6 protein-coding genes are annotated in these 26,946 nt (G+C 57.2%); 3 read left to right on the top strand and 3 right to left on the bottom strand.

Going from position 1 to position 26,946, the window contains the following annotated elements:
- The first annotated feature begins 7 nt into the window (after window positions 1-7).
- Window positions 8-22,270 (top strand): hypothetical protein, encoded by a 22,263-nt coding sequence (locus B2R48_RS03760; RefSeq protein WP_296997962.1) that lies wholly within the window; start codon window positions 8-10, stop codon window positions 22,268-22,270.
- An 86-nt stretch (window positions 22,271-22,356) separates the two neighbouring features.
- On the opposite strand, the gene B2R48_RS03755 is transcribed toward B2R48_RS03760, so the two are convergent.
- Entirely contained in the window at window positions 22,357-23,355 is a 999-nt protein-coding gene (locus B2R48_RS03755) for a tRNA dihydrouridine synthase (protein WP_296997959.1), read from the bottom strand.
- A 205-nt stretch (window positions 23,356-23,560) separates the two neighbouring features.
- On the opposite strand from B2R48_RS03755, the gene B2R48_RS03750 reads away from it, so the two are divergent.
- Entirely contained in the window at window positions 23,561-23,710 is a 150-nt protein-coding gene (locus tag B2R48_RS03750) for a hypothetical protein (protein ID WP_157088464.1), read from the top strand.
- Between the two features lie 144 nt (window positions 23,711-23,854).
- Window positions 23,855-24,007 (top strand): hypothetical protein, encoded by a 153-nt coding sequence (locus tag B2R48_RS03745; protein ID WP_157088462.1) that lies wholly within the window; start codon window positions 23,855-23,857, stop codon window positions 24,005-24,007.
- Between the two features lie 56 nt (window positions 24,008-24,063).
- Here the strand turns inward: B2R48_RS03745 and meaB are convergent, their stop codons facing one another.
- Together meaB and scpA are read right to left on the bottom strand one after the other, a co-directional pair.
- Window positions 24,064-25,119 carry a methylmalonyl Co-A mutase-associated GTPase MeaB gene (gene meaB / locus B2R48_RS03740; protein WP_296997955.1) on the bottom strand — a complete coding sequence of 352 codons (1,056 nt, stop codon included), beginning with the start codon at window positions 25,117-25,119 and terminating at the stop codon, window positions 24,064-24,066.
- 69 nt (window positions 25,120-25,188) lie between these two features.
- Window positions 25,189-26,946 (bottom strand): methylmalonyl-CoA mutase (scpA, locus tag B2R48_RS03735; protein ID WP_296997952.1); only part of this gene is annotated, 1,758 nt, incomplete at its 5' end.

Raw genomic sequence — 26,946 nt, 5'->3', positions numbered from 1 at the left:
ACGCGCTTTGGTCTCGCCCGCCAACCAAGACGATGGTGTTGGAGTAACCGACACCGACATTGATCAGGTACTTGATGACCGCTCGGAAGGTGATTCTGACGCGGTCAAAAATGATTCTGGGTCTGGCTCTTCGGGCGAAGGCAATCCGCAATCCGCAGCAACGCAGGTCTTCACCAACATTCAGAACGTCATCGGCAGTGCTTATGACGATGTTCTGGTGGGCGATGGTGGCGACAACACCCTGGTTGGTGGCGAAGGCGACGACATTCTCGAATCGGGCGAGGGTGAGGATGTTGTTACCGGCGGTGATGGGCGCGATACCTTTGTGCTCAAAAGCGGGTTTGAGCAAACCACGATTACCGATTTCAACGTTAACGAAGACGAATTGGCGCTGAGCGATCTTGGCGTTGATAGTGTCAGCGAGCTGATGGCGCTGGTCGACGAGGATGCGGCGGGCAACGCGTTTATCGTCTTTTCAACCGGCGACAAGGTCGTTTTCGAAGGCGTTTCGAAGGCAGAGCTTGCCAATGTAACGCTGGTTGACGTTCCGCGAATCAACGAAGTGTCTGTCGCGTCCGAGGGCGAGGATGCGACTTCGGCTGCGGGTGAAGCCAATGTCATCGAAGGCGGCGAAGGTGATGACACCATCGTTGGTTCTGATGGTGATGATGTCATTTCATCGGGCGGCGGAACGGACAACATCGATGGCGGTGCGGGTGAAGATACCCTGTCATTCGATGGGGCTTCAGATGGCGTGCGCGCTGATATTTCGCAGGGATCCTCGACGGATGCCACTGGCGCAAATCGTACTTCCTTTGAAAATATTGAAAACCTGCGCGGCACATCAGGCAATGATGTTCTGACCGGCGACTCGGGCGACAACAGCCTTTCTGGCGGCGACGGTGACGATACCTTTGCTGTCAGTGACGGATCGGACGTTATTGACGGTGGTGCTGGCGAAAACACCCTTGATTACAGCGGGTCTGATCAGGGTGTTGAAGTCAATCTCGACTCCGGTGCCGGTCGCACCAGTGGTGCAGAGGATACGTCTACGCAAAGTGATTCCGGTTCGACAACCGATGACTCTGCAGGCAGTGACACGACAGGTAGTTCTGGCACGGGCGAAACGGAAACCGGCAGTGCAGAAAGTGGTTCCGATGGATCTGACGGAACCGGCACGACGGATTCTACGGATTCTGATGCGACGACCGGTGAAACGTCAGGGGATGCCACCACAGGTGCCTCGGACAGCGAAACTAGCGGTCAGACAGACAGCAGCAGTGGCAGCGACGCAACGGGTTCCGGTGAAACCACTTCCGGTGATTCTGGAACCGACAGCGGCTCAACAGGCTCATCTGAAACTGCGGAAGATAGCGCCGCAGGTGACACCACTTCTGGTGGCGCGGACGACACCACCAACAGCGGCGACACCGGCGATGCTGGCTCTGAGACCGAAACCGGCACCGGCACGGGATCCGGTGATGCAACCGGGACCGATGAGACCAGTGGGCAGACAGATGGTTCAGATGGTGAAACCACCGGTGCGTCGAACGGTACGGACAGCACCAGCGATGAAACTGCATCCGGGTCGGAATCCACCGATGAATCCGGTTCTGACGCCACTTCTGGCGGTGAAGAAACATCAGGAACCGAGGGTGGCGAAACCCTAACCGGTTCAGAGACCGAAACCGATACGGGCACGGAAAGCGGATCGGAATCAACTTCCGGAAGCGAAACCACCGGCGGCGATGCTACTGGTGGCGAGACCACGGGCGGCAGCGGTTCTGACAGCACATCGGGTGCCAGCGGTGAAGATACCCTTGGTACAGGTGATCCGGCTTCCGACACATCCGGTGGCGATGCTGAGGCCGGCGGAACAGATACTGGCAGCACTGACACCAGTGAAACCGACGGTGAAGTCTCCGGGCAGCCGGTAGACAGTACGTCTGGTGACGAGACGACCGGTGGTGAAACTTCCGGTGCGGGCGGCACCGGCACTTCTGGCGCGGAAACTGGCGGTGAAGAAACGTCTTCGGGCGACACGACCTCGGGTGAAAGCGGCGCAGAAACCACCGGTGAAGCAGGTGGTACAGAAACCCAGACGGGTGAAACCAGCCAGACCGAAGAAGAAAACACGACGTCCGGTGCCCAGGCTGGTGCCGGGACCGGTTCAGATACGACCACGTCTTCGGAAAGCGAACAGACGACTGGCGAAACCACTGATGAAACGACCGGGGAAACCGGTGGCACATCCGGTGAAGGGTCGACAGATTCCGGTTCGCAAACCACCGATTCTGGTAGTGAAACAACATCCGGCTCTGATGCCGGCAGCGCGGATTCCTCCGGCGAAGACGCCACGGCTGACAGCGAAACCGATGCGGGTGCAGAAGCTGGCGCCCCTGCTGGTGAAACAACCGGGGATTCTTCTGGCGAAACCACCGCAGGCGATGACGCGACGGATGCGAACGCGACCGGCGAAGGCGATGCTGAAACCGGGTCTGGCGTAACCGATGCCGATGATGGTGACGCAACTGCGTACGACAATACCCCGACTGCCGGTGCCGATGTGGTGCAGGGCGGCGATGACGCTGACGTTCTGGGCGGTGGTGCAGGTGATGACACCCTTCAGGGCAATGGTGGCGATGACACGCTGGAAGGCAACGTTGGCAACGATCTGTTGCAGGGTGGTGCCGGTAATGACGTTCTGCGTGGTGAAAACGGTCAGGATATCCTGCAGGGCGGTGACGGCAGCGACAGCCTGTTTGGCGGCGCCGATGATGACGTTTTGCAGGGCGGTGCCGACGACGATCTTCTGGTTGGCGGTGACGGCAATGATGTCATGGCTGGCGGATCGGGCGACGATTTCATGCGTGGTGGTCAGGGTGATGACCACATTCAGGGCGGTAGCGGCATTGATACTGCCAGCTATAGTGACGCAGAAAGCGGTGTTACGGTCGACCTGTCCAATGAAACCGCGACAGGTGGTGCTGGTAACGACGTCGTCCAGATGGTCGAAAACGTTATCGGCTCCGACTATGACGATTATATTACCGGTGATGATGCCGATAACGTTCTTGAAGGTGGGGCTGGCATTGACACCCTGACCGGTGGTGCGGGTGATGATACCCTGACCGGTGGCGCGGGCGATGATGATTTCGAGCTGACCGAGAATTTCGGCAACGATACGATTACCGACTTTACCGGTTCAGAAGACATTGTTGATCTGTCGAAGCTTGGCATTCAGGACTTTGCAACCCTGCAAACCATGATGTCCGATGACGGTAACGGCAATACTGTTATCGATTTCGGTGACCAAGGCACCCTGACCCTTGAAGGTGTTAGCAGCGATAGCCTGACGGCGGATGATTTCCGTGGCTTTGGCCGCATCTTTGAAAGCGAAGACGACGATGTCGGTACCGGGACTTCCGGCAACGACGCAGTCTATGGCTATGGCGGCAACGACACCCTTGATGGTGGCGATGGCGATGACGTTGTTTCGGGTGGCTATGGCGACGATACGGTTTCGGGCGGTGCTGGTAACGATACTCTACGCGGTCAGGAAGGCATTGATACGGTCGATTATTCCGGCGCCAATGGCGGTGTTCAGGTCGATCTTGAAGCCGGAACAGCGACGGGCGCCGATGGCGACGATGTCCTTGATCGCATCGAAAACGCGACGGGTTCGGGCTATGACGACGAACTTTACGGCGACAACGGCGTCAATGTCCTGAGTGGCGGCGCCGGAGATGACACGCTTGTCGGGCGCGGTGGCAATGACATCCTTGATGGCGGTGCCGGCGATGACCTGTTCCTCGGTGAAGATGGCGAAGACATCATCATTGGTGGCGAAGGCAGCGATACCCTTGATCTGAGTGCGCGCGAAGGCGGACAGGAAGTCATTCTGGGTAGCGGCACAGCGCGTGACAGTGATTCCGGCGAAACTGATACCCTGCGAAGTGTCGAAAACGTCATTACCGGTGCTGGCGACGATACGGTTTTTGCCTCTGCAGATGACAACGTCATTTCGACCGGTGCTGGCGACGACATTGTGCGTGGTGTTGGTGGCAACGATACAGTCGACGGCGGCGAAGGCACTGATACGATCGGCTTCGGCGATGTGACGGGCCTGAATGTCGATCTTGCAAACGGCACGGCGACGTCCGATTCCGGTACGGCGCGGATTTCCAACTTTGAAAATGTCGCTGGTTCCGCGAATAACGATGTAATTTCCGGTGATGACGCCGCCAATACCCTTTCGGGTCTGGGGGGTGATGACATCCTTTCAGGCGGCGGTGGTAATGACGTGCTGTCAGGTGGCGCTGGCAATGACACCATTTCCGGTGGCAGCGGCGATGACGTGATGTCGGGCGGCGAAGGCAATGACACCGTCGACTACACCAACGTTGATGGCGGTGTTACCGTTGACCTTGCCGGTGGCACAGCGACCGGTGATGGTGATGACACCATTTCAGGATTTGAAAACGTAGTTTCCGGCACCGGCGATGATGTCGTCTATGGCAATAATGACGACAACATCATTGATACCGGTGCGGGCAACGATACTGTCTTTGGCAGTGACGGTGATGACACCCTTATCGGTGGCGAAGGCAATGATACGCTAAGCTATAATTCCGGTGCGGAGGATCCTGGTGCAGGTGTCACAGTCGATCTTGAAAAAGGAACGGTCACTGGCAACAACTTCACCGACCAGATTTCCGGTTTCGAGGAAATAGAGGGTAGTGCGGCCGCCGACACCATGCTCGGCAGCAGCGGCAATGATAGTTTTGCCGCTGGCGCAGGCGATGACACCATTGATGGTCGTGGCGGTGACGACACGCTCAGCGGTGGTTCCGGCGCAGATACCTTTGTGGTCACCTCCGATAGCGGCAATGATCTGGTTACCGATTTTGACCCGGCCAATGATATCATTGATATTCAGGGTATTGATGGTCTTGAGCTGTTCTCTGACATCGCCGATTTCATCGGTGAAGATGCAGCAGGCAATGCCACGATCACGGTTGGCGATGCTGTCATCACGCTTGAAGGTGTGAATCCCGATAGCCTGACCTTTGCCAACTTCAAGGGCATCCGTTCGCTTGAAGGTACCGAAAACAAGGACATTCTTTTCGGTACAGACCGCAGCGATGCGATCACCGCCAAGGAAGGCGCCGACACGGTTTCCGGCGGCGCAGGCAATGACACGATTGATGGTGGTGACGGCAACGACTTCATCTCCGGCGGAACGGGCACGGATACCATCACCGGTGGCGCCGGCGATGACGTGGTCAATGGTGGTGCGGGAAGCGATGACCTTGATGGTGGCGAAGGCAACGATACGCTGAGCTATCAGGGGGCTGCGGGTGGCGTCGAAGTCGATCTTGAAACCGGTCAGGCAACAACGGGTGCAGACTCCGATACGATTGCCAATTTCGAAAATGTCACTGGCTCGACCTCCGACGATATTTTGTCAGGCGACGACAATGCCAACATCCTGAATGGCGGCAGCGGCAACGACGTTCTATCTGGCCGTGGCGGAGATGACGTGCTCAACGGTGGTGCCGGCAACGACACCATGTCGGGTGGTGCAGGTGATGATGTGCTTTCCGGTGGTTCCGGCTCGGATACCGTTACCTATTCCGACGCGTCTGGTGGTGTTGAGGTTGACCTTGCTTCTGGTGCCGTATCGGGTGCGGAGGGCAATGATACCCTAAACTCGATTGAAAACGTCATCGGTACGGAATTCGACGATATTCTTACCGGTTCCGACGCCAACAACACCATCCAGGCTGGTGCAGGCGATGACACCATCAACGCTGGCTCAGGTAATGATGTTGTTTCTGGCGGCGAGGGTGCTGATACCTTTATCTTCGGCGATGAAGGCGGCCAAACAGTCATCACAGATTTCGATCCGTCAGAGGACAAGATCGATCTTTCTGGCTTTGATGTTCCGAACTTCGAAGCGCTCAAGAAAATGCTTGGCACCGATGACAGCGGCAATACGGTCATCACGGCCAACAACAAAACGATTGTTCTTGAGGGTGTCTCTCCGGAAGATCTTACGGCGGATAACTTCATTGATATCGACTCCCTCGGTGCAACCGATGGCGACGATATCTTGCAGGGGTCTGACGCCGCCGAAATCATTGACGGTCTGGCAGGCAATGACACCATCAATGGTGGTGCTGGCGAAGACACCATCTTCGGTAACAGCGGCGACGACACGATAAGCGGTGGCGCCGGTCAGGATGTGATCGATGGCGGCGACGGCGAAGATACAGTTGATTACTCTGCCGGTGGTGGTGTTTCAGTCAATCTGGAAACCGGTATCGGCGGCGAAGATACCCTGAGCAATATCGAAAACGTCATTGGTTCCGATCAGAACGACACGCTCATCGGGGATAGCGGTGCGAACACCCTGTCCGGCGGTGCCGGTCGTGATGTTATTTCCGGTGGTGACGGTGACGACGCATTGCTTGGTGGTGATGGTGACGACACCCTGTCGGGCGGTGACGGCGATGATGCCGTACTCGGTGGCGCTGGCAATGACACACTGTCCGGTGGCTTGGGGAATGACGCCATTGTGGGTGGTGATGGCTTTGATACGGCCGATTACAGCGATGCGGGCGGTTCGGTTACTGCTGATCTGTCGGCAGGGACTGCAAGCGGTGCTGCGGGCAACGATACGCTCGAAGGCATTGAAAGCATCCGCGGCTCTGATCACGCTGATACCCTGATCGGGGATGACGCGAACAACACCCTTTCTGGTGGTGCTGGTGACGACATCCTTGACGGCGGTGCCGGTGACGATCTGCTGGTTGGTGGTGCGGGAAGTAACACTATTGAAGGCGGCGCTGGCAATGACACCGTCACTTACGAGGGTGGCAGTGCGATCAATATTGACCTGTCGGAAGGAACGGCAACCGATGCCGATGGCACCGACAGCATCAGCGGTGTTGAAAACGTTATCGGGTCTGGCCAGTCCGACACCATCACGGGCGACGCTGGCGACAACATCATCAATGCCGGTGCCGGTGCAGACACCATCACCGGTGGCGGTGGCGACGATACGCTGACCGGTGGTTCCGGTGCGGACGTCTATGTCGTCGGACCAGATGATGGCACCGATACCATCACCGACTTTGCGGTTGGCGAAGACCAGATTGATATCCGTGCTCTGGGTATCGATACCTATGGCGAACTCTACGAGAACATGTCCGAAAACGAAAACGGTGACCTTGTCATTGATTTCGGTGAAGGCACGTCGATGGTGCTCGAAGGTGTCAGCCTTGATGAGATCACCGCAGACAGCTTTATCGGTGTGCGTGACATTGTTGGCACCTCAGGTGATGACACCATTTCGGGTACCGATGGCCAGGACACCATTTCGGGCCTTGATGGTAACGATACCATTTACGGTCTCGAAGAAAATGACAGCATCTTTGGTGGGGCTGGCGACGACACCCTGAACGGTGGTTCGGGCGTTGACATCCTTGATGGTGGCGACGGCGTTGATACGGTCGACTATTCCGATGAGACCGGTGACATCGCGGTCAACCTTCAGGAAGGAACAGCATTCGCCGCAAGCGGCAATGATACAATCCGCAATGTTGAAAACATTGTGGCCGGGGCGGGCAATGATACGTTGACCGGTTCTGACGCGGACAACATTCTTGTCGGCGGCGAGGGCGACGATATCCTTGAAGGGCTTGGTGGGGACGACACCCTGTCAGGTGGCGACGGTAGCGACACTGCAAGTTACGCAAATGCCACGGGTGGTGTGACGGTTGATCTTGCTGCACAAACCGCAAGTGGTGCAGCGGGTGAAGATACCTTTGAAAGCATCGAAAACGTTACCGGTTCAGCCCATGCCGATACACTGTCTGGCGATGACGGCGACAATATAATTGATGGTGGCGTCGGCAACGACAGCCTGATTGCCACCGAAGGCGATGATGTTCTGCGCGGTGGTTCCGGTATTGATACCGTTGACTACGGCAATGCGACCGGCGGCATTACAGCCGATCTCGCGGCCGGTACGGTTTCTGGGCTTGGCAATGATCAGATCCAAGGCATCGAGAACCTGAACGGGTCTGACTATGACGATACCATCACTGGTGGTCAGGGGAATAACATCCTGTCGGGTGAGGATGGCGATGACATCCTGTCGGGCGGTGGCGGCAATGACATACTGCTGGGTGGTGCGGGTGACGATACCCTGAGCGGCGGATCGGGTAGTGACCTGATTGATGGCGGCGATGGCATTGATACCGTTGACTATTCTGGCGCGGAAGACGGTGTCACTCTTGATCTTGGAACTGGCAAAACGGACTCGGCAACCGGTGACACGGTTCTGAATGTCGAAAATGCCATCGGTTCGGGGCTGGATGATACGATTACCGGTTCGGATGCGGACAACACCATTCTGACTGGTGCCGGCGACGATACCATCAACGGCAGTGCTGGCGACGATGTCATTGACGGTGGTGCCGGGCAGGACGTTGTTGATTACAGCAACAGCGAAACCGGTGTTGATGTCGACCTTGAAGCCGGTTCGACTGACAAGGCCGACGGTACGGATCTGTTGAGCAACATCGAAGATGTGATCGGCTCGGATGCCAATGACAGCATCGGTGGTTCGGATGCAGCCAATACCCTGTCGGGCGGGGCTGGTGACGATACGATTGATGGCCGCGCTGGCGATGACGTAATTGCCGGTGGTGCGGGTGATGATACCCTGTCGGGTGGTGAGGGGACCGATACCCTTGATTATTCCGAGGCAACCGGGGCGCAGAACATTGATCTTGCTGCCGGGACCGCAACCGGTGCCGATGGCAACGATACCCTTTCCGGTTTCGAAAATGTCACCGGTACAGAATATGACGACACCATCACCGGTAACGAAGCCGATAACGTAATCGATGGCGGTGCCGGGAACGACATGCTGACCGGTGGTGCCGGCAATGACGTTCTGGACGGCGGCAAAGGGGATGACAGCTTTGTCGGTGAACTGGGCGATGACACCTATGTTGGTGGTACTGGTGCCGACACGCTTGATTATTCTGATGCGGCATCGGGTCTTGATATCAACCTGGAAACCAATACTGCCTCTGGCGAAGACACAGGCACAGATACCTTTAGCGGTATCGAACAGATCATTGCATCCGACCATGATGATGTAATCACCGGTGGTAGTAGCAACGATACCGTTCTTGCTGGCGACGGCGACGACATCGTCACCGGCGGTGGTGGTGACGACGTGATCGAAGGCGGCGCTGGTAACGATACGATTTCTGGTGGTGCGGGCATTGATAACCTTGATGGTGGCGAAGGCGAAGATACCGTCTCGTTCGCTGGCGAATCAGGTGTATCGGTCGACCTGCAGACAGGTGTCACCAGTACCGGCGATACGATTTCGAACTTCGAAAACGTTTCTGGTTCTGCCAATGCAGACACCCTGCGTGGCGATAGTGGTCGCAACACGCTTTCGGGTGAGGCCGGCGATGACATCCTTGATGGGCGTGCAGGTGATGACGTTCTTCTGGGCGGCGCTGGTAATGACACACTGCGCGGCGGTGCAGGTAGCGACACCATCGATGGTGGCGCGGGTGAAGATACCCTTGATCTGTCCGACCTTGCCAGTGATCAGACCGTTGATTTCACCAACGGCACAGCCACCGATGGCACTGATACCGATACCTTTACCAATATTGAAAATGTCACGACCGGTGACGGTGATGACCTGATCATTGGCGATGACACGGGCAACGTGATTGATGCCGGTAACGGTGACAACACCGTCAATGCTGGCGAAGGCAATGACGTCATCACCACCGGCGAAGGTGCCGACATCGTCGATGGCGGTGCAGGCGATGATATTATCGAGACCGGCGATGGCGCCGATACTATTACGGGCGGCGAAGGCAACGACGTCATTTCGTCGGGCAGCGGCGATGACCTTGTCGAAGGTGGCGCTGGCAATGACACCATTTCCGCCGGTGCGGGTTCCGATACGCTTGATGGTGGTGCGGGGAATGACACCCTTCTGTCGGGCGAGGGCGATGACCATCTGATCGGTGGCGAAGGTGTCGATACTGCAAGTTATATCGACTCCGAGGCCGCGGTCACGGTTGATACAAGCAACAATACCGTTTCGGGCACAGCAACCGGTACCGATACCCTTGAAGGCATCGAGGCCATCCGTGGTTCCGAGTTCAGCGATACCTTTATCGGTGGCGGACAGAGCGACACCTTTATCGGTGGCGCAGGCGACGACACCTTCGATGCCGGTGCGGGCAATGATACGCTGACCCTGGGCCAAGGCGCCGATCAGGTGGTCTTCAATCCGGGTGACGGCAAAGACACGGTCACTGATTTCAATCCTGCGGTCGATACCATCGACCTTACCAGCTTCAATATTGCCGGTTATGGCGCGCTCGAAAACATGTTCGGGACGGATGCCAATGGCGATCTGACCATCACGTTTGACAGCGGCGATACCATCACGCTTCAGGGCGTTACCCCGTCAGAGCTGACTGCAGATAACTTCGTTGGTGTTGATGTCCGCCTTGGATCTGAAAACACCGATGAAATGATCGGCGGCAGTGGCGATGACATCATCAACGCGCTTGGTGGCGATGACACGGTCGACGGTGGTGCGGGTAATGACCGCCTGATCGGTGGCGAAGGTAACGATACGCTTGATGGCGGAACCGGCGATGACACGCTGGTTGGCAATGCCGGATCGGATGTTTTGCGTGGCGGTGATGGCAACGATACCGCCGACTACTCGACCGAGGGTTCCGGCATTGCTGCCGATCTTGCGGCGGGCACGGTCACCGGTGGTGACGGCGATGATGTCCTTGAAGGCGTCGAAAACGTCACCGGTACCCTGTTTGACGATACCCTGTCGGGCAATGACGAAAACAACACCCTGACCGGCCTTGCCGGTGACGACACCTTTGTCGGTGGCGCGGGCGATGATGTGCTTGATGGCGGCGAAGGTTCCGATACCGCCGACTACAGCAGTGCGGATCAGGGCGTCGATGTCGATCTAGGGGCGGGCACCGCAACCGGTCAGGGCAATGATACGCTGGTCGATATCGAAGACGTTGTTGGTTCTGATTACAACGACCAGATCGTCGGTGATGAAAACGACAACACGATTTCCGGCGGTGCTGGCGGCGACGCGATTGATGGCGGTGCCGGTGCTGATGTGATCGATGGCGGCGAAGGCATTGACGAAATCAGCGGTGGTGCAGGCGACGACATCATCGATGGTGGTGCCGGTGGCGACATCCTTCTGGGTGAAGCTGGCGATGACACCCTCTCTGGCGGCGAAGGCGACGATATTGTCGAAGGCGGCGCTGGCAGCGACTGGGTCTTTGGCGATGCCGGGGATGACATCCTTGATGGCGGCGATGGCGAAGACGACATCGACACTGTCGATTATTCCAACATGGATTCCGGTGTCACGGTCGATCTGGTCAAGGAATACGCGACGGGTGGCGGTGGCGACGATATCGTTCGGAATTTCGAGCGCGTCATTGGTACCGACTACACCGATACCCTTGTTGGCAGCGACGGGGTCAATACCCTTGATGGTGGATCGGGTGACGATACCCTGGTCGGTGGTGCAGGCGATGACGTCCTGATCACTGGCGAAGGCGAAGATCTGATCGTGCTTGCGCCGGGTGGCGGACATGACACCGCGACCGACTTTGACGTCGAAAACGACATCATTGATCTGTCTGCTTATGGCATCGAGGATTATGCCACCCTTCGTGACCAGATGGCCGATGATGAAAACGGCAATGCCGTCATCACCCTTGGCGATGGCGACAGCATCACCCTTGAAGGTGTCTCGGTCGATGATCTTGGTCAGAACAACTTCTTTGGCTATGACGCCATTTTTGGCACCGAGTTCGAAGATGACATCACCGGTAGCCAGATCAGTGACGAAATCCATGCCCTTGAAAGCGATGACATCGTCGACGGTCAGGCTGGCGATGACGACATCTATGGCGACGAGGGCAATGACACGCTGATCGGTGGCGCAGGTGACGATATCCTGCGCGGTGGCGATGGCAGTGATACCGCCGATTATTCCGACACATCTGAAGGTGTCACCGTTGATCTGGGTGCTGGCACCGCGACGGGTGAGGCTGGCAACGATACCCTTGAAAGCATCGAAAACGTCACCGGTGGTGATGGCGATGATGTTCTGATCGGCGATGAAAACGCCAACATCCTGGATGGCGGCGAAGGCAATGACACGGTCTTTGGCAATGGCGGCGATGATACGCTGATCGGCGGCGAGGGCGAAGACATTCTGTCTTATGAAGACGCCGAAAGTGGTGTGAATGCCGACCTTGATGCCGGTACTGCGACCGGTGGTGCAGGCAATGACAGCATTGACGGTTTTGAAACCCTGATCGGCTCCGACCATGATGACACGCTTGCTGGTGGTGAGACTGATAATGTCATTGATGGCGGTGCCGGGAATGACACGCTTTCGGGCGGTGCTGGTAACGACACCCTGATCGGCGGCGAAGGCGACGATATCGTCGATTATTCCGACCAGACCGATGGTGTGGTTGTCGATCTTGAAAGCGGCACCGGTACAGCGACCGATGGCACCGATACCCTTGACGGTATCGAAGGTGCGACCGGTGGTGCGGGTGATGACACCCTGACCGGGTCGACCGGTGACAACATCCTTGCCGGTGGTGCGGGTGACGATACGCTTTCGGGCGGTGCGGGCAATGATACGCTTGCCGGTGGCGAAGGTGCCGACCTGATTGATGGCGGTGCCGGTGATGACGTTCTGTCGTTTGAAGGTGACAATGTTGCCGCAGATGGTGACACCACGGATCATGTCGGCAGCCCAACCACCGACGGAACTGGCGAAGTTGCCGATATCTCGGGCAAGAACCTGTCTGATGACAGTTTCGTTGGCGGCGAAGGCACTGACACGCTGGTTGCCGGTTCTGGTGACGATGCGATCATTCTTGATCGCGATCATGAAAACGGTGCGGCCAACCCGTCCATCGTTGATATCGAAAACATCGATGCTGGCGACGGCAATGACGTCGTCGACCTGACCAGCAACAGCCATTCCTATGGCGATGTCACGGTCGATGGCGGTGCAGGCGATGACACCATCTGGGCAAATGATGGTAATGACGTCCTGCTGGGCGGCGAAGGTGCCGACAACATCAATGGCGGTGCCGGGAACGACACCCTTGATGGCGGTGCGGGTGACGACGTCCTGGATGGCGGCGCAGGTTCTGACACCATTGACGGTGGTGTTGGCAACGACACCATCGCAGCCGGTGCTGGCGACGATATTCTGATCGGTGGTGACGGCGATGACACGCTTGATCTGTCGAGCGCCGATGGTGCGACCATTGATCTTGGCGCAGGCACCGCAAGCAGCGCTGAAACCGGCAGCGACAGCATTTCGGGCTTTGAAAATGTCATTGCGACCGATGGTGATGACACCATCACCGGATCGTCTGGCAATAACACGATTGATGCCGGTGCGGGCAATGACACCGTTTCCCTTGATGGTGGCGACGACGATATCGATGGCGGCGACGGTATTGATACCCTTGATCTGTCTGACACCACGGGTGGTGTGAATGTCGATCTTGCGGCCGGTACGGCAAGTGGTGCCAACACCGGATCGGACACCATTGCGAACTTTGAAAATGTAACCGGCTCGGACAGCGCTGACGTCATTACCGGTTCCGATGATGCCAACATCATTGACGGTGGTGCAGGCAACGACACCCTTGATGGTGGTGCGGGCGACGATGTTCTGTCTGGCGGTGCCGGTGATGACACCATTGCGGCAGGTGCCGGCAACGACACGCTTTCGGGTGGTGGCGGTGCGGATACGTTTGTCTTCGAAGACGGCACGGATACCGACCTTGTTACCGATTTCGACCTGACTTCTGACGCAATTTCACTTCCGGATCTGGGCATCTCGGCCTGGACCGATCTGCAACCCTTGCTGTCTGATGGCCCAGACGGCGCGGTTATTACCCTGCCAGCTGGCGGTACGGTGACCCTGTCGGGTGTGGCTGTGGGCGATCTGACCCCGGATCACTTCACTGGTATCGACAATGTCGGCACGCCGGGTGAAGACACTCTTGGCGGTGGTGACGGCGACGATTCGGTTGATGGCGGCGGCGGCAATGACAGCGTCGATGGCGGCGACGGCAACGATACCGTTGACGGTGGTGACGGTGATGATTCCGTTGGCGGCGGCAGTGGGAACGATTCTGTCGGTGGCGGCAGTGGCAATGATACGGTCGACGGTGGCGATGGTGACGACTCTGTCGACGGTGGTGATGGAAATGACTCCGTTGGTGGTGGCAGCGGCAATGACTCTGTCGGCGGCGGCGGCGGTAATGACACTGTCGATGGCGGTGACGGTGACGACACCGTTGACGGCGGCGATGGTGATGACTCTGTTGGCGGCGGATCAGGCAATGACACCGTTATTGGCGGTGGCGGCAATGATACGCTCGGCGGTGGCGAAGGATCTGACACCCTTGATGGTGGTGACGGTAACGACGTTCTTCAGTTCGAAGCGGACCGTATTGGCCAAGCCGGTGATGAAACCGACCATGCCGGTAGCCCGGGTGTCGATGGCACCGGCGATGTTGCCGACCTTGAGGGCCTTGGTCTAAGCGATGATCAGTTCGATGGCGGCGAAGGTGTCGATACCCTTGTCGGTACGTCAGCTGGCGATGCGATCATTCTTGATAACGATCATGCCGATGGATCGAATGCACCGTCTATTTCCGGTGTCGAAGTCATCGACACAGGCGAAGGCGATGACGTCGTCGATCTGACCAGCCAGACTGAGTCTTATGGCGATGTTTCGGTTGATGCCGGAACGGGTGACGACACCGTCTGGACCAACGAAGGCAATGACAGCATCAGCGGTGGTGATGGCAATGACCACATCAATGCCGGTGCAGGAAATGACATCGTTGATGCCGGTGCGGGCAATGACACAGTGGTCGGCAGTGCTGGCAACGATACCCTTTCGGGGGGTGACGGCTTTGACACGCTCGATATGTCCGATGTCGACGCGGATGTCGCGGTCAATCTGCAGGATGGCACAGCCAACGGCAGCGAAACCGGTGCTGATGTTATTTCCGGCTTTGAAAATGTCGTTACGGGTGCCGGTGATGACACCGTTACCGGCAGCAGTGCTGATGACACCATTTCCACTGGTGCGGGTGCCGACACCATTGATGGTGGCGACGGTATCGATCTGATCGATGGCGGTGCGGGCAACGACGTCATTTCCGATGGCGCTGGCAGTGATCTTGCGCGGGCCGGTGCTGGTGACGATAGGGTCATCGCCGGTGCTGGCAATGACAGCCTTGATGGTGGCGATGGCACTGATACCCTGAATATGTCGAACGCATCGAGTGGTGCGGTTGTCGACCTTGGTGCGGGGACGGCAAGTTCGGCCGAGACCGGCAATGATCAGGTTTCGAACTTTGAAAATGTCACAGGCGGTGCCGGTGATGACCAGCTTACCGGATCGAACGGCGATAACGTTATCGGCGGCGGTGCCGGGGATGACACTATTGACGGTGGCGCGGGTGATGACACGGTTGCCGGTGGTGCCGGTGCGGATACCTTCATCTTTGCCGATGGCACCGATGATGATGTCGTAAGCGACTTCACTCCTGGCGAAGACAAAATCTCGATTGATGATCTTGGCCTCGAAAGCTGGGGTGATCTGGTTCCGCTGCTAAGTGAGAACGGCGACGGTAACGCGGTCCTGACCCTGCCTGCTGGCGGTACGGTGACCTTCGTCAATGTTGCTCTCAGCGACCTGAGTGCTGATGATTTCAACAACATCACTGATGGCGCGACCCCGTACGACGACACCCTAGACGGGACCGATGATGATGACACCATCGATGCCCTTGCCGGTGATGACACGGTTGCCGGTGGTGCGGGTGATGACACCCTGCTTGGCAATGACGGTGCCGACACCCTTGATGGCGGCACGGGCAGTGACAGCCTTGATGGTGGTGCTGGCAACGATACGCTGAGCGGTGGTGAAGGCGACGACGCCCTTTCGGGTGGTGCTGACAATGACGAACTCAGCGGCGGTGCTGGTGACGATACCCTTGATGGCGGTGCGGGCGACGACGTCCTGAACTTCGAAGCAGACGGCACAGCCACCAGCGGTGATACCACCGAAAACACCGGTAGCCCGGGCGTTGATGGTACGGGTGATGTTGCCGATATCAGCGGCAAGAACATCTCTGATGACACCTTCATCGGTGGCGAGGGGAATGACACCCTTGATATGTCCGATGGTGAGGATGCGCTGGTTCTCGATGGCTCGAAACTGGGCGATGGCCAGACGACTACGCCAACGACCGAAACCCGGACCCTTGGCCTGACTGATTCGGCGAGCTCCGCGGATGTCGAGGCGGCCTGGTCGGATGCCAACCTGTATGCCTTTGATTTTGGCACGTCCTATATTGATGGCGATGGCAAGCTGAACCTTGCTGCGGCTGATGACACCGTCACCTTTGACGGTAATGGTATCGGCAATGACGGCGGCACGACTGCCGGTGGTCAGATCAACCACGATGCCCAGTCCGGCGAAAGCGAAGCCATTGTTGTCGATCTTGGTTCGGATGCCTCCACGGCCACGGTTCAGGTTTCCAACCTGATGGCCGGTGAAGGCGGCGGCGAGATCGGTTCCTGGCAGGCCTTTGATGCCGACGGCAACCTTGTTGCATCCGGCACGCTTGATGACAGCACGATTGATTACACCAGCAACGGTGTCGGCACGGCGTCCATAAATGCCACCGATGGCAGTGGCAACCCGGTTGAGTTCCGTTATATCGCGTTCGAAAGCGAACCCTATGCAGACGGTTCTTCCGGTTCTGACAGCAGTGACTTCTTTGTTCGCTCGATCAGCTTCGACACCACGGTTGATGAAACCGCGACCGATGGCGCACGCCTTGACGGGGTTGAGGTCATCAATGCCGGTGCCGGCAATGACGTGGTCGATCTGACCAGCGACACGATTTCGTATGGCGATGTCACCATCAATGGTGGTGCGGGTGCCGATACCCTGTGGGGTAACGAAGGCAACGACACCATCAACGGCGAACTTGGTGATGACAACCTGCATGGTGGTGCGGGCAACGATTATGTCGATGGCAGCTACGGCGATGATATTGTCGAAGGCGGTGCTGGCGATGACACGCTGCAGGGCGGTATCGGTGACGATACCCTGCGCGGTGGCGAAGGCAACGACATCATTGTCGGTGGTGCCGACAATGACACCGTCACATATGACGATGCTTCCGCCGGTGTTGACGTTGATCTGGCGAACTACTCTGCAACGGGTGGTGCCGGGAATGATTCGATCTATCATGTCGAAAACGTTGTCGGTTCGGACCATGACGACACGATTGCTGGCGATGCCAAATCCAATATCCTTGACGGTGGTGCCGGTGACGACACGCTGTCCGGTGGTGCAGGCAATGATACCCTTGCTGGCGGCGAAGGTACCGATACTGCCGATTACAGCGATGCAAGCGGTGCGGTAAATGCCGACCTTGCAACCGGTACGGCAAAAGTCGGTGCGAGTGAAACCGACAAGCTTTCAAGCATCGAGAACCTGATTGGTTCGGATGGCAACGATACGCTCAGCGGTTCGGACGATAACAACACCCTGACCGGTGGCCTGGGCAACGATATCCTTTCGGGCCGCGCTGGCGATGACGTGCTTGAAGGCGGTGCCGGTGACGACACCCTGGATGGCGGTGAAGGCAATGACACCATCAATGGTGGTGACGGCAGCGACATGATTGATGCTGGTGCCGGGGCTGACATCGTCGATGGCGGTGCAGGCAATGATACCGTCATGGCCGGTGCGGGTGATGATACCCTGGCCGGCGGTGAAGGCGATGATACCCTTGATCTTTCCGAAGCCACCAGTGGTGCGACCGTTGATCTTGCGGCCGGTACGGCAAGCAGTTCTGAAACCGGCAATGACACCATTTCCGGCTTTGAAAATGTGATTGGCAGTGCGGCGGCAGATACCATTACCGGTGACGCAGCCAACAACACGATTGTTTCGGGCGATGGTGCGGACGTCATTGACGATGGCGCGGGCAACGACGTCGTCGATGCCGGTGCGGGTGACGATACCCTGATGGCAGCGGCAGGCGACGACACCCTTGATGGTGGTGACGGCGAAGATACGCTTGATATGTCTGCCGCAGACGGTGCGACGGTGGATCTGTCGGCTGGTAGCGCGACCTCGGCAGAAACCGGGACGGATGCGATCAGCAACATCGAAAACGTCATCGGTTCGGATGGCGACGATGTCCTGACCGGGTCAAGCGGTGATAACACCCTGCTGGGTGGTGCCGGTGATGACACCATCGAAGGTGGTGCTGGCGGCGACTACCTTGATGGTGGTGATGGCCGTGACACCATCAGTTACGAAGGATCCGACGAAGGCGTTGAAATCTTCCTTGGTGACACCGACGCCCATACCCACAATCCGGGTGAAGGCGGACGTGCCTTTGGCGGTGATGCGGTCGGCGATATTCTTGCCAACTTCGAAAAGGTCATCGCATCCGCCCATGACGACTATGTCTATGGCAACAGCCAGGACAACGAGGTTGATCTGGGTGCGGGCAATGACACCTTTGACAATGTCGAAGCCGACATCAGCGAAGACACCGTTGATGGTGGTGAAGGAAATGACACGATCTGGACCGGCGATGGTGCCGATACCCTGATCGGTGGCGAAGGCAACGATACGCTGCATGGCGAACCCGGTGATGACTACCTTGATGGTGGTGCGGGCAATGACAAGCTGTATGGCGGTCATGGCAACGACACCCTTGATGGTGGCGAAGGCGATGATGAAATCCACACCGGATCGGGTGCGGACGTTGTGCAGGTCACCAGCCTGATCGGCGACAAGGTCGTTACAGACTTCAACACCAGCGAAGATCAGATCTCGCTTGATGCGCTTGATATCAGCACCTGGTCGGAACTGGCCCCGCTTCTGTCCGAAGTGAATGGCAACACGGTCATTGATCTTGGTGATCAGGGATCTGTCACGCTGCGCGGTGTGCGCCTGAATGATGTGTCTTCCGATATGTTCATCGGCATCGAAAATGACGGTGGCGCGACCCCGTTTGACGATGTCCTGCTGGGCACCAGCGAAGATGACTATATTGATGCGCTGGCTGGTGATGACACTGTCGATGGCGGTGCCGGTAATGACACCATCAACGGCATGGAAGGCAATGACAGCCTGTCGGGTGGTGATGGCGATGACACCATCACGGGCGGCAGCGGCGATGACGTGATCTCTGGCGGTTCAGGCAATGACAGCCTCGAAGGCAATGAAGGCAATGATGTCATCGAGGGTAATGCCGGTGACGATAGCCTGATCGGCCATGCCGGGAACGACGTCATGGATGGCGGCGGCGGCGATGATTACATCGACGGCATGGACGGTGATGACACCATCTCCGGTGGCGATGACACCGATACCATTTACGGTTCCGCGGGCAGTGACTCGCTTGACGGCGAAGGCGGTGACGACGTTCTGTATGGCGGCGATGACAATGACAGCATCGCCGGTGGTGCGGGCAATGACCTTCTGTCTGGTGATGGCGGTGACGACACCCTTGATGGTGGTATCGGCAATGACACGCTTTTGGGCGGTGACGGTGCCGATACGCTCAGTGGTGGTGACGGTGATGACGTCCTGTCGGGTGGCAGTGGCAACGATCTGATGGATGGTGGTGCCGGGAACGACACGCTGACCGGAACCGATGGTGCGGATACCCTTCTTGGTGGAACGGGCAACGATACCCTTGATGGCGGTGCGGGTGATGACACCTATACCGGTGGTTCCGGCGCGGACGAGATCATTGTTTCCAACAATGCGGGCAACAAGGTTGTTACCGACTTCAACGTCAACGAAGACACGATCAATCTGGCGTCGCTCGACATTGATGACTGGGATGATCTGCAAGACCAGATGACCCAGGTCGGCAATGACACCGTGATTGACCTCAATGGTCAGGGCACGCTGACCCTTGTTGGCGTCTCGCTGAGCCAGCTCAATGCTGACATGTTCGTCGGTGTCGATCAGTCCACAAGCGGGCCGACCCCGTATGATGATCTGCTTTATGGCACCAGCAACAACGACACGATTGCCGCCCTGTCGGGTGATGACACCGTCTATGGCCTGAATGGTCAGGACACCATCACGGGCATGGATGGCAATGACAGCCTGTATGGCGGTGATGGTGACGACACGCTGTCGGGTGATGCGGGCAATGACCTAGTCGAAGGCGGCAGTGGTCAGGACAGCATCACCGGCGGTACCGGTAACGATACCCTTGATGGTGGGTCGGGTGACGACCGCGTTTGGGGTGGTGAAGGTGCTGATACCATCACCGGTGGTCAGGGTCAGGACAAGCTGTATGGCGAAGCTGGCAACGACACCATCAATGGTGGTACGGGCGATGACAGCATCCTTGGTGGTGACGGTAACGACGTTATTGATGGCGGTGAAAACAACGACCGTCTCTATGGCGGCGAAGGCGATGACACCATCGAAGGCGGCAATGGCGACGACAAACTGTATGGCGATGCCGGCAATGACACCCTGATGGGCGGTGCCGGTCATGACAGTCTGGTTGGTGGTGCCGGTCGTGATACCGCAAGCTATGCCAACTCGACCACCGCAGTCGCCGCAAGCCTTGAAAGCGGCACGGCAACCAGCAGCAACGGCAATGACACGCTAAGCTCGATCGAAGATCTGATTGGTTCGGACTTCAACGATTACCTGTTCGGCGACGATGGTGCGAACCTGCTGTCGGGTCTTGATGGCAATGACATCCTTGGCGGTGACGACGGGGATGACACCATCTGGGGTGGCGATGGCAATGACAGCATCAATGGCGGCAAGGGCTCGGACCTGATTGATGCCGGTGCTGGCGACGATTACATCGAATACCAGAAAGATGCGAACTGGACCGGCAGTTATGCCGCGAAGAACGTTGGCGATCCGGGCATGGATGGTACCAACGAACAGATCAATCTTTCGGGTTACAACCGTTCCGAGGACATCATTGATGGTGGTTCGGGCACCGATACGCTGGCCATGACCAGTGGTAACGATGCCCTGTTCCTTGAAGATACCCAAACCGATCCGGGCACCAGCCCGCGCATCTCCAACATCGAAGTCATTGATGCTGGCAATGGGGATGACATCATCGACCTGACCAGTGACACGCTGTCTTACGGTGATGTCACGATCCTGGGCGGCACCGGCGATGACATCGTCTGGAGCAATGCGGGCGATGATGTAATCAACGGCGGTGATGGCAACGATACCCTGTGGGGTGGATCGGGTGCTGACACGATCACCGGTGGTGCTGGGGAAGATGTCCTCAATGGCGGTGCTGGCGATGATGTCTTGCAATATAACGCCGATGGCGTTTGGGATAGCAGCTGGTACGCACTGAATGATGGCTCCCCGAGCGAGGATGGTCATCAGCACGATAACGGCTGGGGACACCATAACCACAACGGCAATGGCTGGGGCCATGACGATGGTGGCGATGAAGGTACCGGCGAATACGTCAATCTGGATGGCTACAACCAGTCCAATGATGTCTTCATCGGTGGCGATGGTGTCGATACCTTGCAGATGACCAGCGGCAATGACGCCCTGTTCATCCGCGACAGTGTCAGTGATGCCCATGACGATGTCCGCATCAGCGGGATCGAGGTGATCGAAGCCGGCGACGGTGATGACATCATCGACCTGACCAGCGATGTCGAAAGCTATGGCGATGTCACCCTTGATGGTGGGTCTGGCAACGATACGCTTTGGGGTAATGCTGGTGATGATCTGCTGCTCGGCGGTTCGGGCAATGACCATCTTTATGGCAGTGCTGGCGATGACACCCTGACCGGTGGGACGGGCTGGGATACCTTCCAGATCGGCAAAACCGATGGTCATGACATCATTACCGACTTCACGCCGGGCGAAGACATCATTGATCTGTCTGAATGGAGCTACAACAACTTCAACCAGATCAAAAATGACATGCATGTCGATACCGACGGCAATGTCGTCATCGAACTTGGCAATGATGCATCTGTCACCCTGATGGGTGTTGATGATCCGGATGATCTGGATGCTGATGACTTTGGCTTTGGTACTTGATCAGGACCCAAAGAGTTGATCGAATAAAAACGGGCGGCCACACTGGCCGCCCGTTCTGTTTTGATGTTTATTTCGGAAATTCCCGGCTATTCCGCAGCCATAAGGTCGTTTGTCCGTTGATTTTCCGGCAAGGCCATGTCGTGGCGAAGCTTGGCGCACAGCTCATCAATTGACCGGATGCGCTTGATCTCGTCAAAGCAGCTTTCGCCTTGCGGATGGCTTTTGCGGATCAACGCCATCCACTGTTTGATACGCCCGGCCTGATGGTTTTCCGACGCGCCATCTGACGCCATAAGATCACAATAGGCGAGCAACATGGACAGAACATCGGCCCAGCTTTCGCGCGGCACACGTGCGCCGTTTTCAAACGCCTTGATGCGGGTGGCCAGATCCGGTGCGGCGATTGCCCCACGGCCCAGCATGAAGCTGTCACAGCCTGAAATGTCGCGGCATTTCTGATAATCCGTCACATCCCAGATTTCGCCATTGCCGGTCATGCCAATTGAAATGGCTTCGCGAATGCGCGCAAGATATTCCCAATGTGCCGGCGGTTTGTAACCTTCCATCTTGGTGCGCGCATGCACTGTCAGGTGCTGCGCGCCACCGGTTTCGACCGCACGTGCAATATCAAGGAACATCTCCTTGTCGGAATAGCCAAGCCGGACCTTGGCGCTGACCGGGATATGATCCGGCACCGCACGCCGTACGGCCGAGACGATTTCATACAGATTTTCCGGGCATTTCAGCAGCGACGCACCGGCTTCGCGCTTGTTCACGGTCTTGGACGGGCAGCCGAAATTGATATCAATGCCCGGCGCGCCAAGCTCTACCGCGACAACGGCATTTTCACCCATCAGTTCCGGATCGTGCCCCATCAGCTGAACCAGAACCGGCACCCCCGAAAGCGTCTTGCCGCCGTTCAAGAGTTCCGGGCAATAGCGATGAAACACGTGTGCCGGAAACAGGTTCTGCGACACCCGGATAAACTCGGTCACGCACAGGTCGAACCCGCCAGTCGCGCTCAGCAATTGCCGAACGCGCCAGTCAACAAGTCCTTCCATCGGTGCCAGCACCAAGTGCGTCATCGTGATCAATTCCGGTTTCAGAAAATCAGTGGGCGGCTTTTACCACAATTGACCCAAACCTGCCGGTGAAAAATCACAGATCAGCCTTGCCGTCCTGCGCGTTCTCACATCGGAATGCGGCAGAAATAGCGCATTGCTGACACGGTTTCAGCGAATTTGGCGGCTAGCTTTGAACCATCAAAAACAACAATGAAAGGGCACATTCATGCTCGATATCTTTGAAAGCGCGCTTGATGAAGTCGAAGCGGTCTCGCGCGAAGCCCGTGAAACACTCTCCGGCCTTGAACAGGTTTTGCAATCAACCTCCGAAAGCATCCGGGTCCTTCAGGAACGTCTTGAACAGACAGCCGGTTGATACTTTCGGATCATTCTTGATCCATGTCTTTGAAATTACACATCGGTTGGTCCATGCTTGGTGCTATGTTAACCAGCGTCGACGTCTGCGGTGGCCTATCCACGCAAATGACGTCGCCGATATCAAAACAAGGAGGATCGCAGGATGCTTTATATCGTAGAGAAAGCCCTGGATGAGCTCGAATCTGTGCCGACCGAAAAGCGCGAAGGCCTCAAGCATCTTGATCAGGAAATCAATGATGCCGTCGAGAAGCTTAAAGTCCTGAAAGAAAAGCTCAAGGCAGCAGAAACCAAGTAAGCCAGCTTTAGCTTGATGTTTTAGAGGTCGCGCATTTTGTGCGGCCTTTTGTTTGCCTATTTCGCAACCGTCTTGATCAGGCCCAGCAATTCCTCGACTGCAGCAGTCGGGTTGGTGGTGCCCGATAAAACATCGGCCTCAAGTGCCTGCAGTCGGCTTGCCACGTCATCACGCGCGGTAAAGGTTTCAAGCAACCGGTCGCGCAGCATTGTCCACATCCAGTCATGTTGCTGGCTGGCGCGTTTGGCGGTGAACTCGCCTTCCTTTTCCATCACTGTGCGGTGCTGATTGATCAGATCCCAGATGTTATCAAGCCCGTCATTGATGAGCGCTGAAACCATCACCGATTGCGGTCGCCAATGCTTGCTGCTGGGTTGCATGATCCGCAAAGCTGAGGAATATTCACGTTTGGCCTCGCGCGCCTTGGCCGGATCGGCATCGGCCTTGTTGACCGCAATCAGATCGGCAATTTCAAGCACACCCTTCTTGATGCCCTGAAGCTCATCGCCCGCACCGGGCAACATCAGAACCAGGAAGAAGTCGGTCATTTGCGCGACCATGGTTTCGCTTTGCCCGGCTCCGACGGTTTCGACCAGAACCACATCAAACCCGGCGGCCTCGCACAGAAGGATGGTTTCGCGCGTCATGCGATTGACCCCGCCCAAATAGCCACTGCTTGGCGATGGGCGGATATAGGCATTGGGATCAATCGAAAGCTCGTTCATCCGGGTTTTGTCACCCAGAATGGACCCGCCCGAACGCGCACTGGTCGGATCAACGGCAAGCACGGCAACCTTTTTTCCGGCCTTGGTCAGGTTCTTGCCAAAGGCCTCGATAAAGGTCGATTTGCCGACACCGGGAACGCCGGTAATGCCGATGCGCTGTGATCCGCCGGTATCGGGCATGAGTTTGGCCAGAACGGCTTGGGCCTGCTCAAAGTGTTTGGGATTGCGGCTTTCAACCAGCGTGATGGCCCGCGACAGAATGGTACGGTCGCCTGCCAGAACCCCTTCGACGATTTCATCGGTCGAAAGCACACGTCTGCGCACGGCCTTGCGCGGGCTGATCGTGCCGCCAGAGCCTGCAGGTATGGTGCGCAGTGTTTCTTTCACCAAGCGTTCCTTGAATTTGGCGCGTTTCACGCCAGCAAAGCGTTACGTCGAGCTGGAAGGAAGCGGCGATCAGGCCGCTTCCTCGCCAGACTGATTAAGCTTTTCTAGCAGGTCGCCAGCTGCTTCGGCAATGACCGTTCCGGGCGGGAAGATCGCCTCGGCCCCGGCTTCGAACAGTTTGTCGAAGTCCTGCGGCGGGATCACGCCCCCGGCAACAATCATGATGTCTTCACGGCCAAGCTTGTCGAGCTCTGCGCGCAACTGCGGCACAAGGGTCAGGTGGCCAGCGGCAAGCGAACTTGCGCCAACGATATGAACATCGTTTTCCACTGCCTGTTTGGCGGCTTCTTCCGGTGTCTGGAACAACGGGCCGATATCAACATCAAAGCCGAGATCGGCAAAGGCAGTCGCGATGACCTTCTGCCCACGGTCATGGCCATCTTGCCCCATCTTGGCGATCAGGATGCGCGGACGGCGGCCTTCATTGGCCTCAAATTCCGTGATCAGGCGATCAACCTTGGCCAGTGCCTCGTTATCAGCACCGACCTCGGTTTTATAAACGCCGGAGATGGATCGGATAACCGCCTGATGACGGCCATAGACCTTTTCAAGCGCATCGGAAATCTCGCCGACCGTACATTTGGCACGCGCCGCCTCGACAGCCAGTTCAAGCAGGTTGCCATTGCCAGCATCGGCGGCATTGGTAAGCGCGGTCAGCGCGCTTTCAACTGCTGCGTTGTCACGCTCGGCCCGCAGGCGTTCAAGTTTCGCGATCTGCTGACGGCGGACTTCGGCGTTATCGACCTGAAGCACATCAACCGGGCGATCATCGGTGACGCGGTATTTGTTCACACCCACCAAAGTTTGACGGCCACTATCAATCCGGGCCTGTGTGCGGGCAGCTGCTTCTTCGATGCGCATTTTTGGAATGCCGGCTTCAATCGCCTTGGCCATGCCGCCCTGTTCTTCGACCTCGGCGATATGCGCCCATGCCTTTTCCGCCAAATCGCGGGTCAGGCGTTCGACATAGTATGAACCACCCCACGGATCGATGACGTTCGTCGTGCCGCTTTCCTGTTGCAGGAACAGCTGGGTATTACGTGCAATCCGGGCCGAGAAATCGGTCGGCAAGGCCAGTGCCTCGTCCAGTGCATTGGTATGCAGTGACTGGGTGTGGCCTTGGGTGGATGCCATGGCTTCAACACAGGTTCGGATGACGTTGTTAAATACGTCTTGGGCGGTCAATGACCAACCCGATGTCTGGCTATGCGTACGCAGCGACAGCGATTTGGGGTTTTGCGGATCGAACTGTTTGATCAGCTTGGCCCAGATCATGCGGGCCGCACGCATCTTGGCGATTTCCATGAAGAAGTTCATGCCAATCGCCCAGAAGAACGAAAGACGCGGCGCGAATTTATCAATCGGAAGGCCCGCCGCCTGACCGGCGCGCGCATATTCGATGCCATCCGCCAGCGTATAGGCGAGTTCAAGATCGGCCGTCGCACCGGCTTCCTGCATGTGATAGCCGGAAATCGAGATCGAGTTGAATTTCGGCATGTTTTGCGAGGTAAAGGCAAAGATGTCCGAAATGATGCGCATCGATGGTTTTGGCGGATAGATATAGGTGTTGCGCACCATGAACTCTTTCAGAATATCGTTCTGAATGGTGCCAGAAAGCTGTTCGTGCGCAACGCCCTGTTCTTCGGCGGCCGCAATATAAAGCGCCATGACCGGCAGAACCGCACCATTCATGGTCATGGAAACCGACATCTGATCAAGCGGGATGCCATCAAAAAGGGTGCGCATGTCATAGATGCTGTCAATCGC

The organism is Thalassospira sp. UBA848 (genome assembly GCF_002295455.1).
Lineage (GTDB): Bacteria > Pseudomonadota > Alphaproteobacteria > Rhodospirillales > Thalassospiraceae > Thalassospira.
This window is presented reverse-complemented; position numbering and strand designations above follow the sequence as displayed.

Coding starts and splice junctions, on each gene's coding strand:
- B2R48_RS03745 (WP_157088462.1), top strand. CDS start 23,855: ATGCTTTATATCGTAGAGAAAGCCCTGGATGAGCTCGAATCTGTGCCG.
- B2R48_RS03755 (WP_296997959.1), bottom strand. CDS start 23,355: ATGACGCACTTGGTGCTGGCACCGATGGAAGGACTTGTTGACTGGCGC.
- B2R48_RS03750 (WP_157088464.1), top strand. CDS start 23,561: ATGCTCGATATCTTTGAAAGCGCGCTTGATGAAGTCGAAGCGGTCTCG.